This is a genomic window from Salinicola sp. MIT1003, from assembly GCF_001858555.1.
Taxonomy (GTDB): Bacteria; Pseudomonadota; Gammaproteobacteria; order Pseudomonadales; family Halomonadaceae; genus Salinicola; species Salinicola salarius.
This window is the reverse complement of sequence record NZ_MCAP01000033.1, coordinates 139,314-153,705: the sequence shown is the minus strand read 5'-3', so window position 1 is coordinate 153,705 and position 14,392 is coordinate 139,314. Positions and strand designations below refer to the sequence as shown.

The 14,392-nt window shown below is 64.0% G+C and carries 9 protein-coding genes and 1 riboswitch; of the genes, 8 read left to right on the top strand and 1 reads right to left on the bottom strand.

The annotated features are described in order from the left end of the window. Positions 1–55 precede the first annotated feature (55 nt). From BC443_RS12645 to BC443_RS12610, 8 genes are all read left to right on the top strand, one after another. Positions 56–3,163, top strand: coding sequence for an FAD-binding and (Fe-S)-binding domain-containing protein (locus BC443_RS12645; protein ID WP_071232195.1), 3,108 nt, complete (start codon positions 56–58; stop codon positions 3,161–3,163). A 44-nt stretch (positions 3,164–3,207) separates the two neighbouring features. Further along, a complete protein-coding gene (locus tag BC443_RS12640) occupies positions 3,208–4,215 on the top strand; it encodes an SDR family oxidoreductase (protein ID WP_071232194.1) in 1,008 nt (335 codons plus the stop codon). A gap of 233 nt (positions 4,216–4,448) precedes the next feature. Continuing rightward, positions 4,449–5,261 (top strand): glycerophosphodiester phosphodiesterase family protein, encoded by an 813-nt coding sequence (locus tag BC443_RS12635; protein WP_071232193.1) that lies wholly within the window; start codon positions 4,449–4,451, stop codon positions 5,259–5,261. Between the two features lie 140 nt (positions 5,262–5,401). Continuing rightward, positions 5,402–6,220, top strand: a complete 819-nt coding sequence (locus tag BC443_RS12630) for a MotA/TolQ/ExbB proton channel family protein (protein WP_071232192.1) — start codon at positions 5,402–5,404, stop codon at positions 6,218–6,220. After that, a complete protein-coding gene (locus BC443_RS19110; RefSeq protein WP_083387382.1) occupies positions 6,217–7,074 on the top strand; it encodes an OmpA family protein in 858 nt (285 codons plus the stop codon). The genes BC443_RS12630 and BC443_RS19110 overlap by 4 nt, the downstream gene beginning before the upstream one ends. A gap of 91 nt (positions 7,075–7,165) precedes the next feature. Then, positions 7,166–7,450, top strand: a riboswitch (cobalamin riboswitch). A gap of 185 nt (positions 7,451–7,635) precedes the next feature. Continuing rightward, positions 7,636–9,489: a TonB-dependent receptor gene (locus tag BC443_RS12620; RefSeq protein ID WP_071232191.1), complete on the top strand. Its 1,854-nt coding sequence runs from the start codon at positions 7,636–7,638 to the stop codon at positions 9,487–9,489. Between the two features lie 152 nt (positions 9,490–9,641). Then, on the top strand, positions 9,642–10,715 hold the full coding sequence (locus BC443_RS12615) for a PA0069 family radical SAM protein (RefSeq protein ID WP_071232190.1): 1,074 nt from the start codon (positions 9,642–9,644) through the stop codon (positions 10,713–10,715). 153 nt (positions 10,716–10,868) lie between these two features. Then, positions 10,869–11,333 carry a universal stress protein gene (locus tag BC443_RS12610; protein ID WP_071232189.1) on the top strand — a complete coding sequence of 155 codons (465 nt, stop codon included), beginning with the start codon at positions 10,869–10,871 and terminating at the stop codon, positions 11,331–11,333. Between the two features lie 134 nt (positions 11,334–11,467). On the opposite strand, the gene BC443_RS12605 is transcribed toward BC443_RS12610, so the two are convergent. Continuing rightward, on the bottom strand, positions 11,468–14,197 hold the full coding sequence (locus tag BC443_RS12605; RefSeq protein ID WP_071232188.1) for an HAD-IC family P-type ATPase: 2,730 nt from the start codon (positions 14,195–14,197) through the stop codon (positions 11,468–11,470). Positions 14,198–14,392 lie beyond the last annotated feature (195 nt).

Here is a 14,392-nt window from a genome sequence, read left to right as displayed (position 1 = left end):
CTTCATTCCCTCAGTGTTGCTTTCGGAAGAGCAATGACATCGCAAGGAGTCAGCGATGACAGACCGACGAACCAGCACATCACAGGCGGCTTCATACGGCGAACCGCCGGCACCGGCAAGCGATCATCGCGATCTTGCCCAGGAACTGGCCGCCGCGATCGACGGTGAAGTCCGCTTCGATGCCGGCAGTCGTGCGCTCTATGCCAACGACGCCTCGAACTACCGCCAGCCGCCGATCGGCGTCACCCTGCCCAAAACGGTCGACGACGTGATCGCCATTCACCGCCTTTGCCGCGCCCACGACGTACCGATCCTGTCACGCGGGGCCGGCACCAGCCTGTCAGGGGAAACGGTCAACCACGCTGTCGTCATCGATCACTCCAAGTACCGGGACAGGATCCTCGACATCGATGCCGAGAAGCGCCTCGTCACTGTCGAGCCCGGCGCAATCAACGACAAGGTCAACCAGGCACTTGGCCCCTACGACCTCGTCTTCCCTCCCGATCCATCGACGCACAAGTGGTGCACCATCGGCGGTAATGTCGGCAACAACTCCTGCGGCATGCATTCGGTGCAGGCCCAGTTCTACGGTCACGGACCCCGTTCGAGCGACAATGTCCATTCGCTGGATATTCTGACCTACGACGGCGTGCGCATGACGCTCAAGGATCACTACAGCGAAGACGAGATCGACGCGACCATCAGCGCCGGCGGGCGCAAGGGTGAAATATTCGCCAAGCTAAAGGCGCTGCGTGACAACTATGCCGACCAGATCCGCCAGTATTATCCCCGGATCGAAGACGTGCCGCGGCGCGTATCGGGATATAACCTCGACGATCTGTTGTCCGAGAACGGCTTCAATCTCGCCAGCGCCCTGTGCGGCACCGAAGGCACCTGCATGACGGTACTGCACGCGACTCTCAAACTGACCCAAAACGTCAGGCACCGCACGCTGGTGGTGATCGGCTTCGAGGACATCGCCGCTGCCGGCGATCATGCCGCCGAGATCATGAAAGCCCGGCCGATCGCGGTGGAAGGCATCGACCATCGGCTGTTCAATGACGAAATCAAGCAGCACATGCACGAAGGGGTGCTCAAGAAGCTGCCCGCAGGCTGCGCCTACCTGCTGGTCGAGTTCGGCGGCGATGATCCCGAGGAAACCGACGCCAAGGCCAGGCAGTTGATCGATGAACTGAAAAAGACCCAGAGCGCCCCCACCGGCTACCAGATCATCGATGACAAGGCACACGCCGACCAGCTATGGACGGTGCGCGAAGCCGGGCTTGGCGCGACGGCCTTTCCGCCACCGGACAAGCATCCGCACTGGCCGGGGTGGGAGGATTCCGCGGTTTCACCCAAGGATGTCGGCAACTATGTGCGCGATCTTCACAAGCTCTACGACAAATACGGCTATGTCGGAGCCTTGTATGGTCACTTTGGCCAGGGCTGCATTCACTCGCGCATCAGCTTCGATCTCCACACCGAAGAAGGGGTCGATAAATTTCGCGACTTCATGCAAGACGCCGCTGAGCTCGCCATGTCCTATGGCGGTTCGCTGTCCGGCGAGCACGGCGACGGCCAGGCACGCGCCGAGCTGCTCGACAGAATGTACGGCAAGGAACTGGTCGAGGCGTTTCGCGAATTCAAGCGCATCTGGGACCCGCAATGGAAGATGAACCCCGGCAAGGTCGTCGACGCCTATCGCCTCGACGAGAATCTGCGCCTGGTGCATTACCATCCCACCGAACCTGAAACCCGGTTCGCTTTTCCCGAGGATTCGCGCCGATTTTCCGAGGTCGCGATCCGCTGCGTCGGCGTCGGCAAATGCCGCAGCGACGAGAGCGGCATCATGTGCCCCAGTTACAGGGTCACCCGCGAGGAGAAGCACACTACCCGCGGGCGGGCGCGGCTCTTGTTCGAGATGATGGATGGCGGCGTGATCAAGGAAGGCTGGCGCTCGGAAGAGGTCAAGGAGTCGCTCGATCTCTGCCTGGCCTGCAAGGGCTGCAAGGGGGATTGTCCGGTCAGCGTCGACATGGCGACCTACAAGGCCGAATTTCTCTCGCATTATTACGAGGGGCGTCTGCGGCCGATGTCTCACTACGCCTTCGGCTTCATCGATCGCTGGTCGCGGCTGGCCTCGAAGCTCCCTGCACTGACCAACTTTGTCACCCGGACGCTGGTGTTGCGCTCCATTGCCAAGCGCGTCGTGTCGATGCCAGAGCAGCGCCAGGTTCCGATGTACGCCCCCGAAACCTTCAAGGCTTGGTTCGCCAAGCGGCCGATCGTCAACGAGCACGCAACGCCTGTCATGCTATGGGTGGATACCTTCAACAACCATTTCTATCCCGATACCGCCCAGGCGGCGACCGAGGTGCTCGAAGCGGCGGGCTACCGTGTAGTGCCACCCCCCGAAGGGATGTGCTGCGGGCGACCGTTCTATGACTTCGGCATGCTCGACAACGCCAAGCAATACCTGCACAACGTCATGGATACGTTGAGCGAGCAGATCGACAACGACATGCCGATCATCGGTCTCGAGCCGTCGTGCGTGTCGGTGTTCCGCGATGAGCTCACCAATCTGTTTCCCGACGATGACCGCGCCAACCGGCTCAGGGAAAACAGTTTCATGCTCAGCGAATTCCTGATCCACCACACCGACGACTACGAACCGCCGCAACTCAAGCGCAAGGCGCTAGTACACGGCCACTGTCACCACAAGGCGATCGTCCATCTCGACGCCGAAAGGCAACTGCTCGAGAAGATGGGGCTCGACTACGAAGTGCTCGACTCGGGTTGCTGCGGCATGTCCGGTTCGTTCGGTTTCGAGCGCGAGAAGTACGACGTCTCGATCGGTGCCGGCGAGCGAGTGCTGTTACCCAAGGTCCGCGATGCCGACCAGAACACGTTGATCATCGCCAACGGCTTCAGTTGTCGCGAGCAGATCGCCCAGACCACCGAGCGGCGCGCCCTGCACATTGCCGAAGTGCTGCGCATGGCACTGCATCGTGGGCCGGCCACTGCCGGCCCGCCGGAGCAAGAGATCGAACATCGCCGGGCAGCAGTGCAGAAGCAGGCCAACCAACGTGCCGCGCTGGCGACTGGGGCGTTGATGGCCGGCGGACTGCTGTTATGGAAACTGAGTCGAGGCCGTCGGGGCTGAATGCCTGCCAAATGAGGTGTTTTCGACAGCGGAAAGGAGTCTCTATGCGATCTCAACATCAGGAAGTCGTCGTCATCACTGGCGCCGGCGCTGGGCTCGGACGCGCCACCGCGCGTGAATTCGCCCGTCACGGCGCACGACTCGGCCTGATCGCACGCGGCCAGGAACGGTTGGAGGCCGTCAAGAGCGAGGTGGAAGCCCTCGGTGGCTATGCCGTCGCGATCAGCGCCGATGTCGCCGACGCTGCGCAGGTCGAACAGGCTGCCGAGCGTATCGAAGCCGAACTCGGCCCGATCGACATCTGGGTCAACGACGCCATGACCACGGTATTCTCGCCGTTTTACGAGATGAGCGCCGAGGAGTTCAAGCGCGTGACCGAAGTCACCTATCTGGGCAACGTCAACGGCACGCGCGCAGCGCTCAAGCGCATGCGCCCACGTGACCGGGGCACCATCGTTCAGGTCGGCTCGGCGCTCGCCTATCGGCCGATCCCGCTGCAGACTGCCTATTGCGGCGCCAAGCATGCGATCAAGGGCTATACCGAAGGGCTGCGCTGCGAACTGCTCAGCGAAGGCAGCCATGTGCATATGACGATCGTCGAAATGCCGGGACTGAACACGCCGCAGTTCAACTGGTGCAAGAGCCATCTGCCCAGGCGCGCCCGTCCGGTTGCGCCGATCTATCAGCCAGAAGTCGGTGCCCGTGCCATCTATTGGGCTGCGCATCACCGGCGCCGTCAGCTGTATGTAGGCATTTCGTCGCTATTGACGATCTGGGGCAACAAGTTGTGTCCCGCCCTGATGGACCGTTATCTGGCGCACAGTGCGGTCGATGGCCAGCAGACGTCCGAGTCAGAGACGCCCGATCGCGCCGACAACCTGTGGCACCCGGCCAAGGGAGACCACGGCGCTCGCGGGCGATTCAATCACCAGGCACATGCCAACAGCCTTCAACTGCAAATGACGGCCCATCGTCGCGAGATAGGCCTCGCCGCGGGTGCCGCCGTACTTCTCGGTATCGCTATCGGCACAGCAAGACGGCGGCGGCATTAGGCTTGGTACGAAAACTGCCCGGAACCTGGGAACCTGGAAGCCTGGGAATCCGGGTGCCACACAACGGATATCCACGTTCGCCATACGGCATGACGGGTGATTTGCCTTGACTGCGCGCGCGCGGTGGTCGAAGGTCTGAGCCTGGCGATGACGCCAACGCACAGCCGCCTGAATCTGTGCCATTTCGACAGTGATGAACGCCCGCCCCAGCGTTCGACGGAGATCCTGACCGCATGACCCAGCCGCGCCCCGCCGATAGCGCCGATCACACCGACACCGACACGCCCCGCTACATCGCCCATCGCGGCCTTTCCGCGCGTGCCCCCGAAAACACCCTGGCAGCGGTTCAGGCCGCCCATGATGCCGGTTGCCAATGGGTCGAACTCGACGTTCAACTGCTCGGCGATGGAACACCGGTCATCTGGCACGACGCCGGTCTCAAGCGCTGCTCCGACGGTCGCGGCAAGCTGTTCAAGCTCGATGCCGAAAGCGCCGCCAAACTGGACGCCGGCAGCTGGTTCGGCGCCCAGTATCGCGGCGAGCCGATCGCCACGCTTGAGGCGATGCTCGAGCTGATCAAGCGACTCGGCATGGGGCTCAACCTGGAACTGAAGGTGTGCCGCGGCCGCAACGCCATCGAACTCGTCCAGGCCGCCCTGCCGCCGACGCTGGAAGCGTTGCCCGCCGACAAGCTGATCGTCTCCTCGTTCGATCGTCATGCGCTGACCGCCGCACGGGCGCTGGAATCCGACCCCGACCGCCTGCGCCTCGGCGTGCTGGACGACAAGGCACCCAAGCGCTGGTGGCTGGAAACCGAACGTCTCTCCGCCTACAGTCTCCACCTCGACTGGCGCAAGCTGAAGATCAAGCGGGCGCAGGAGATCGCCGACGAAGAGATCAAGCTGTTCTGCTACACCGCCAACGACCCGGTCACCTTCGAAAAGCTCTGGGACTGGGGTGTCGACGGCGTGATCAGCGACGATCCGACGCGTTTCGTCACCCACGCCAGGGAGGCGGCAGCACGCCGGTCGGACGAAGACGCCTGAGATTGGTCGCGTCGATCACCGCTCGCCGATGCATCCCGTCGACAATAAGCGCCTGATACACGCGCCAATTAGCGCCTTTGACGGTGGAGCCCCGGGCTTAAGATGGGCACCATGCCCGTTCACCAGGTTGCGAGCCGTTCATGAATCCTTCCACGCTCATCGGCATCATCGCCAGTGCTCTGCTGCTGGCGACCGTCGTGCTGTTCACTGCCCAGGCCCCGAGTAGCTTCTTCAACCTGCCGGGGTTGGCGATCGTGCTCACCGGCACGCTGGCGGCCAGTTTCATCAGCTACCCCCTTCAGGAGATGCAGCGGCTGTGCCGCCAGGTCGCCGTGGTGTTCCGGCGCGAACCCCAGGCCAGCGAACTGGAAAACGATCTGGATCAGTTGATCGACATGTCCCGCCACTGGAGCCGCGGCAACATCCGCGCCATCGAAGGCGCGCTGGAGAGCACCACCAACCCCTTCCTGCGCACCGGCATGCAGATGGTGATTGCCAATACCCGCGAGGAAGAGATTCGCGAAATGCTTCGCTGGCGCATGGTGCGAGTCAAGGCCAAGGAGCGAGCCGAAGCGCAGATCCTGCGAACCATGGCCGTCTACGCGCCGGCCTTTGGCATGCTCGGTACCCTGGTCGGGCTGATCAACATGCTCGAGGTGATCCAGGCCGGTGACCTGGCGGTAATCGGGCCGCGTCTGGCGGTGGCGTTGATGTCCACCTTCTACGGCATCCTGCTCGCCAACCTGGTGTTCAAGCCGATCGCGGTCAAGCTCGAACGCCGCACCGAGGCCCGGCTGATGGCCATGACGCTGATCCTGGAAGGCGTCGTCATGGTCAGCAAGCGCCGCCTGCCGTCGTTCATCGAAGAGGCCCTGAACACCTACCGCGCCGAGCACCGCGACGAGATGCGCGATGCCCGCCGACCGCAGAGCGCCGACGCGTCGGTCGAGTCCGCATGAGCCAGGCCGCGATCTCCCCCGGCGGCCCCTTTGCCGACCTGCTGTTCGACGATGATCCCCTGGTCGACAGCGGGCGGAGCAGCGAGAGCGATTCGTGGCTGATGAGCTACCTCGACATGCTCATGCTGCTGATCACGTTCTTCGTGCTGATGCTGGCGCTCTACGGCGGCCAGCTCATCGACCGGGACGCGGCCGGGGCGCCGCCCGTCACGGCGCTGCCGCTGCACATCCCGGCGTTGAAGCCGCCGCCAAGACTGCCGCTGGCCGACATCGGTGAATTCTATCAGCCGCCGCGTCAGCTCAAGCCGGCGCCACTGGCGAGCGATACCGGCTTCTACTCGCCCGCACCGAAGCCGGCGCCTGCCGAGATCTTCGCCATGCCACCGCTGGCGTTCAGCGTGCCGCTGTTCGACCTGCCCGATCCCGAACCAGCGCCCGTATTGCCGCAGATCGACGGTGTCGAGGTCACCGCGATTCCCCACGGCTTCAACCTGCGCATTCAGGATCACCTGCTGTTCGACAGCAGCGCCGTCGGGCTCAGCGATAGCGGCAGGCAACTGGTCGAAAAGCTGATCCCGATGCTGCAGGAGTTCAAGGGCACCATCTCCGTCGAAGGCCATACCGACAGCGTACCGATCTCGACCTCCCGCTTCCCCTCCAACTGGGAACTGTCGGCGGCGCGCGCCTCGGCGGTGGTGCGCGTGTTGCGCCAGGCCGGCCTCGATGGCGAGCGGCTGCGAGCGATCGGCTATGCCTCGACGCACCCGCTGGCCAGCAACCACACCCCGGCCGGCCGCGCCAGCAACCGCCGCGTGGAGCTGGTACTGCAGGAGCCCAGCTCGCCGACACCGTGACGGCTCGCGCCGTCGCGGGGTTGCCGCTGCCCGATCCATCACGAAGGCCCCAGCGCCGATTGCCTGATCCGGAATTCACTTGTCGCGTGGAAGCTGCGACAATCCGGCGCGTCGAGAGACGTGTGCTCGGGAAGCGGGTGAGAACCCCGCACTGCCCCCGCAACGGTAATTGCGTTAGAAAACATAGCGTTTTCTTCGACACCACCGGATGCGCCGTCAGGCCATCCAGCCACTGTGATCGCATGGACTGCCCTTCGAGGGAACTTCAAGGGAACGTCCATCGACATGGGAAGGCGTGCGTGTCGGATGACCCAGGGTCTATCGCCCGGGTCATCGCGCGAGAGTCCGGAGACCGGCGCGTTTCTCTTCACTGGTTGATGCGGAGGGCTCATCCAGTGGCGGCTCCCCCTGCCCGGATTCCATGGCGTCCGAGGCGGGCATCGTCACGTCCGTCCTCCCATTGCGTATTCGTTCGGTACTCGTTTCGAGTACTCCGTGTCATCGCGTCCGGCCCCAGCGCCGGTGAATCGCGGGGCACAACGCAGTTGGGGATCACATTACATGCGTTACAAGAAGAATACCGTCGCCTCGGGCGTCGCGCTCGCCATGGCCATGGCCACGCTGTCGGCCCAGGCCCAGCAACACGTCGAAGACCGGCAGCAGCTCGGCGACGTCCAGGTCACCGCCAATCGCCTGCCGCAATCACAGGCCGACGTTCTGGCCAGCACCACCATCATCGATCGCGACGAGATCGAACGCAGCCAGGCCAATAGCGTGGTCGAGCTGCTGCAAAACCGTGCCGGTATCGAAGTCGTGCAGACCGGAACGCCAGGCGGTCTGACTACCCTGTTCATGCGCGGTAGCGAGTCCGATCACACCCTGGTGCTCGTGGACGGTGTTCGCGTGACATCGGCAACGAGTGGCGGCGCCAGCCTGGAGTTCCTGCCGGTCGACGCCATCGAGCGCATCGAGGTCGTGCGCGGCCCGCGCGCCGCGACCTACGGCTCGGATGCCATCGGCGGCGTCATCCAGATATTCACTCGCAACGGCGGTGCGGGCACTCACGGCTCCCTCGACCTCAGGGCCGGGGAACACGGCACGTCCAGGCAGAGCGCGCACGTCTCCGCCGGGGACACCGACACGCGACTCAACGCGACAGTCTTCCATCGCGACAGCGACGGCTTCAATGCCACTTCCTCCGACACCAGCGGCGAGCGCGACGGGTTCCGCCGCGCGGGCGGACAGTTGGGACTGGCCCACAGATTCAGCGACCGTGTCGACCTCAACCTGAGCGCCATGCGCGAAGACTTCGACGCCGACTACGACAACTGCTCCTACCCGGCCTCTGCCGACTGCCGGACCGAAGGCTATCTCCAGACCTTCGGGGCACAGCTCGATGTCGCGCTCGAGTCCGACTGGGACATGATCGTCACCGGCGGCCACTTCGATGAACAGCGCGACGAGCACTACGACGGCGTCCGCAACAGTCGTATCGAGTCGCATCGCAACGAGCTCGGCCTCCAGCACCGCTTCACGCGCAGCAACGGCGTGGATTCCCTCGGCGTCGACTATCGAGAGGAAAGCATCGACTATGACGACTATGCCGCTGGCTCGAGCTATCAGAAAGACAGCCGGGAAAACTACGGCATCTACGGCTCGATGCAGCGTCGCTACGGAGACCACGAGCTCACGGGATCGCTACGCTACGATGACGATTCCCGCTTCGGCGACAAGACCACCGGCAACGCCGGCTACGCCTACCACCTGACGGCGGCGCAGCGCATCGGGCTGAGCTACGGCACCGCCTTCAAGGCGCCGAACCTGATCGATCTCTACGGCCCCTATGGCACCAATCCCGACCTGGACGCCGAGACGTCCAGGACCTGGGAAGCTTTCTGGGCGATGGACCAACAGGCCTGGAATGCCCGCGTGACGGCGTTCGAGAGCCGTATGGACGACCTTATCACTTACGACAACGCCACTTTCATTCCCTATAACGTCAACGAATCCAGGATCCGTGGCGTCGAGCTGAGTGGCGGCTGGGAGCGTGGCGGTCTCGATCTGCGCGCCAGTCTCACCTATCAGGACCCGGAGAACCGCGAGACCGGAGAGCGACTCCAGCGTCGCGCCCACGTCTTTGGTCGCCTGGATGCCGATTACGCCGTGGCGGACTGGTCCTTTGGCGGCACTCTGAGAGCTGCAGGCGACCGTCGTGACGTACAGTTCGATGCGCCCTACGGCCCTACCACTACCTCCGGCTACGGCGTCGTCGATCTGCGCACGGCCTGGCAAGTCACGCCGACCGTCGAGCTGTCGGCCAAGCTGGAGAACGCCTTCGACAAGGATTACCAACTGGTCGATGGCTACAACACCCAGGACCGTTACCTCGAAGGCGGCGTAAAACTCAGCTTCTAACCGCTTTCTCCTTCAGCGGCGCCGATACCACGGCGCCGCCTCTTCCCTCTTCCCTCTTCCCTCTTCCCTCTTCCCTCTTCCCTCTTAAACAGTTTCTCCCCGGCTGCGTGGAGTGATACTGTATATATAAACAGTCATCAGGAGTCGCTGCCATGTCGTCTCCCTCTCGACCCGGCCCGTTGAAAGGCCGCGGCGCGACCTACAACCCGGACAACCGTTTCCAGCCGACGCATAGCACCGTCGAGGACGACGGCTGGTGGCAGGAGGCGTTGCCGGAGCGCATCTCGACCCACGTGCAGTTCGAGGCGCCGCGCTCGGCGCTTTCCTGGAATCAGTCGCCGGACCTGGGCTTCGACCGCTCGCTCAACCCCTATCGCGGCTGCGAGCATGGCTGCATCTACTGCTATGCCCGCCCCAGCCACGCCTATTGGGATCTGTCGCCCGGCATCGATTTCGAGACGCGCCTGATCGCCAAGACCGGCATGGCGGATCGATTGCGCGAGGAGCTGTGCAAACCGGGTTATGTCTGCCGGCCGATCAATCTCTCCGGCAACACCGACTGCTACCAGCCGATCGAGGCGCAGCACGGCACGACGCGTTCGCTGCTGGAGCTGCTGCTGGCGTGCCGCCACCCGGTCACGCTGGTGACCAAGAGCGCGCTGATTCTGCGCGATCGGGAACTGCTCGCCGAGATGGCGCGCGAGCGGCTGGTCCGGGTGTTCGTCAGCCTGACGTCGCTCGACAACGAACTGAAACGCACCCTGGAGCCGCGCACTGCCTCTCCCGCGGCACGGCTCAAGGTCATTCGGGAGCTGCATGAAGCCGGGGTACCGGTGGGTGTGCTGGTGGCGCCGGTAATCCCCGCCATCAACGACAGCGAGATCGAGACGCTGCTGACTCGTGCCGCCGACGCCGGCGCCCGCACCGCCAGCTGGACGCTGTTGCGATTGCCCCGCGAGGTGGCGCCGCTGTTCGAAGCCTGGCTCGAGGAGCACTACCCGGAGCGCGCGGGCAAGGTGATGAGCCTGATCCGCCAATCCCGCGGGGGCCAAAGCAACGACAGCCGCTTCGGCCACCGCATGCACGGCGACGGCTTGTTCGTGGACATGATCGGCCAGCGTTTTCGCCGGGCGGCCTCTCGCCTGGGGCTGGAACGGCGCGCCGATCTGGGCCTGGACACCACGCGATTCCGTGCGCCTCATGCCCAGCAGGATCTGTTCGGTTGATGTCTCCTGTCTGGCCGACATGACCAGGAGGCATGCCGTCCACGGGCTATTCGATGCTTTCTTGATACAGGTCAAGCTGAACAGTGGTCGAGCGGATAACTTGGCTCAAGCAAGCCAAGTTCGTAACCCATCGCCCTCTGCGAGGTACGCGCCATGTTCAGCTCACTGCTGGTCCCGATCGATGGATCGGAAGACTCCCACGCCGCGCTCAAGATCGCCTGCCAACTGGCGGCTCCGGTTCAAGGCAAGATCCATGTATTGAACGTGCGCGATCCCTATCCTGATCTCCATCAGGGTGAAATGTTGACCGTCGCGGCCGCGATCAAGGCAGTTTCGGTAGAGCTCGCCGAAAAGGAGGGAGAAGCGATCATCGCGGAGGCGCTGAGAGAGATTACCTCCATGCCAGGCTACGAAAACGAGTTCGATACCTTGGTCAAGCAAGGCTCGCCAGCCGAGGTGATTATCGAAGAAGCCAAGCGACTCGAGGTGGATGCCATCATCATGGGTAGCCGAGGGCTCAGTGACATCAAAGGGTTGCTGGTCGGCAGCGTGTCGCACAAGGTCACCCATGTCGCCCACTGCATGGTCATCAGCATCCATCAGCGCCGTGCCGGGTAAAAAATCCATCTCCCCTTTCTGCTCTGCGACGTCGGGCGACAACAACGCCAATAGCCCGACGTTTTGCAGGCCGACACGAAATCCGCGTCCGCGGTATCCGGCGTTTGCCAGAAACAGCCGAAGGTCGGTTTCCATCAGCGTATTGCCTCTTGCTCGTCGGATGGTGGGGTATCGTCACGACGGCCCGTCTTGAATTTGCGCCGCAGTTGCCTTTCGGTCTCCACCGCCAGCAGCAGCAAAACGGCCACGGCCAGAATCGCCATCCCGTCGAGGAGCGGAATGGTGCGGGTTTCGAACACCGCCTGTACCGGAGGCAGCCAGTTCATGGCGCACTGCGCCGCCACGACGATACCGATGGCCACCCAGAGCGCCCGGGTACCGCGCAGGATCCGCAGGCTGAAGGCCGAGTCGTGAATACTGCGGATGAAGAACAGGTGACTGATTTCCATCGCGATCAGGGTATTCATCGCCATGGTGCGCGCCAGCGCGATGTCGTGGCCCCGCTCGATGGCCCAGGCGTAGATACCGAACGTGCCCAGCAGAAAGAGCGCCGTCACCAGCCCGATATGCCATAGCCAGGCCAGCCCCAGCAGCGGCGCATCGGACGAGCGTGGCGGACGCTGCATCGCACCCGTCTCGCCGGACTCGAAGGCCAGGGCAAGACCCAGCGTGACGGTCGTGATCAGGTTGACCCAGAGAATCTGCACCGGCGTGACCGGCAATACCATGCCAAACAGCAGCGCCGTCACGATGGTGGCGGCCTCGCCCGCATCGGTCGGCAAGGTCCAGGCGATCACCCGTACGATCTTGTCGTAGACGTTGCGGCCTTCACGCACCGCCGCCACGATGGAGGCAAAGTTGTCGTCGGCCAGCACGATATCGGCCGCCTCCCGCGCCGCTTCGCTGCCCTTGCGCCCCATGGCGATGCCGACATCGGCACGCTTGAGCGCCGGGGCATCGTTGACCCCGTCGCCGGTCATCGCCACGGTCATGCCTCGCGCCTGCAGTGCCATGACCAGCCGCAGCTTGTGCTCGGGACTGGTGCGGGCAAAGACATCCGTTTCCATTGCCGCCGCGCTGAGCTCGTCATCGCTCATCGTCTCCAGTTCTGCACCGGTGATGACCCGCCGGGTGCGCTCCAGCCCGATCATCTGCCCAATGGCCGCCGCGGTGGCGGCGTGATCGCCGGTGATCATGCGCACACCGATCCCCGCACGCCGGCATTCGGCAATGGCGGCCACGGCCTCCGGGCGCGGCGGATCCATCAAGGCGACCAGCCCCAGCAGAATGATGCCGCCTTCCACATCGGCGCGGGAGAGCACGGTCTGCGAGACCGGCACCCTGCGTGTCGCCAGGGCCAGCACTCGCAGGCCACGGCCAGCCAACTGCTCGACCTGGGCGTGCCACCAGGCGTGCTCCAGTATCGCCTCCCCGCCCTCAGCGGTGCGAACTCGACTGCACATCGCCAGCACCCGCTCCGGGGCGCCCTTGATGAACAGGCGGGCGTGGCGCTCGTGATCGTGATGCAGGGTCGCCATGTAGCGATGTTCGGCATCGAACGGCAATACGTCGGTACGTACCCAGCAGCGCTGGGCTTCGGGGCGGCTCATCCCCATTCGCGCAGCCAGCGTCAGCAGCGCGCCCTCCATAGGATCGCCCTCGACCCGCCAGATACCGTCGCTGTGCTGCAGCGCGGCGTCGTTGCACAGCACCGCGACCCACGCCAGTTCCCGCAGCCGCAGGCTGGCCTGAAGATCGATGGGCGCAGCCCCCTGGATCGCCCCATCCGGCGCGTACCCCACGCCATCGATGGTGAAGCGCTCATCCACGGTCACCAGTTCGGTGGCCACCATTTCGTTGCGCGTCAGCGTGCCGGTCTTGTCCGTGCAGATGACCGAGACACTGCTCAGCGTCTCGATCGCCGGCAGATGGCGTACCAGGGCGTTGCGCCGCGCCATTGCCTGGGCCCCCAGCGCCAGCGTGATGGTCAGTACCGCCGGCAGCCCTTCCGGAATCGCCGCCACCGACAGCCCCACGACAGCGGTGAACAGCTCGCCGAAGGGGTAATCCCAGAGGAAGTGGCCCAACGCCATCACGGCAGCCGCCAGCATCAAAATGATCAGTGTCAGCCAGCGGGCAAAGCTATTCATCTGCCTGACCAGCGGCGTGGTCCTGGGCGTGACATGGGCCAGCAGCCGGCTGATCCGGCCCATCTCGGTGGCGATGCCCGTCGCCACCACGACGCCCAGCCCCTGACCGCCGACCACCAGCGTGCCGCCGAAGGCCATGCAGCCACGTTCGGCCAGCGCCATCCAGGCGGGAACCGGGTCGGTATGTTTTTCCACCGCCGTCGATTCGCCGGTGAGCATCGATTCCTGAATGCTCAGCCCATGACTTTGCAAAAGCCGCAGATCGGCGGGGATCCGATCCCCGGCTTCCAGCAGCACGATGTCCCCGGGCACCAGGGTCTCGACTTTCACCCGGCACCGCCCGCCGTCGCGCAGCACCGTCGCGTATGGCGCCAGCAGTTCCTGTATGGCGGCCAGCGCCCGCTCGGCACGATGCTCCTGAATCAGACCGATGACGGCATTGATGACGACGACGGCCAGAATGACCGTCGTATCCACGACATGACCGAGCAGTGTCGTGATCAGCGCCGACCCCAGCAGCACGTAGATCAGCACGTTGTGGAACTGGGACAGGAACAGCCTGGTCAGGCTGCGCTTCGGAGGCGCCGGCAACCGGTTTGCCCCCTCGCTGCGCAGACGGATGCCTGCCTGATCGCTGCTCAATCCGGTCATGGCCGAATCCAGCTCGCTCAACACCCTGTCCGTGGCCAGGGCATGCCACTGTCTGGGCTCCATCACGACATCTCCCGAAGGGCCGACCCTCGGGTCGGATACCCGGGATTCAGGCATGATCGCGCGGGTGCGATCATTGCCGCTCAGCCTATCCCCGGCCATTCGACGCTTTTTTGATGCCGATCAAATCTGCCCGTCGATCCGCCCGATAACCTCTCCATACAGTCGACATCCCGTTACCAACCGCGAGGTGCAAGC

Excerpts from the sequence above, each read along its gene's own strand:
- BC443_RS19110 (WP_083387382.1), top strand. The coding sequence starts at position 6,217 with ATGAGCCAGGCCGCGATCTCCCCCGGCGGCCCCTTTGCCGACCTGCTG.
- BC443_RS12635 (WP_071232193.1), top strand. The coding sequence starts at position 4,449 with ATGACCCAGCCGCGCCCCGCCGATAGCGCCGATCACACCGACACCGAC.
- BC443_RS12645 (WP_071232195.1), top strand. The coding sequence starts at position 56 with ATGACAGACCGACGAACCAGCACATCACAGGCGGCTTCATACGGCGAA.
- BC443_RS12640 (WP_071232194.1), top strand. The coding sequence starts at position 3,208 with ATGCGATCTCAACATCAGGAAGTCGTCGTCATCACTGGCGCCGGCGCT.
- BC443_RS12605 (WP_071232188.1), bottom strand. The coding sequence starts at position 14,197 with ATGGAGCCCAGACAGTGGCATGCCCTGGCCACGGACAGGGTGTTGAGC.
- BC443_RS12615 (WP_071232190.1), top strand. The coding sequence starts at position 9,642 with ATGTCGTCTCCCTCTCGACCCGGCCCGTTGAAAGGCCGCGGCGCGACC.
- BC443_RS12610 (WP_071232189.1), top strand. The coding sequence starts at position 10,869 with ATGTTCAGCTCACTGCTGGTCCCGATCGATGGATCGGAAGACTCCCAC.
- BC443_RS12630 (WP_071232192.1), top strand. The coding sequence starts at position 5,402 with ATGAATCCTTCCACGCTCATCGGCATCATCGCCAGTGCTCTGCTGCTG.
- BC443_RS12620 (WP_071232191.1), top strand. The coding sequence starts at position 7,636 with ATGCGTTACAAGAAGAATACCGTCGCCTCGGGCGTCGCGCTCGCCATG.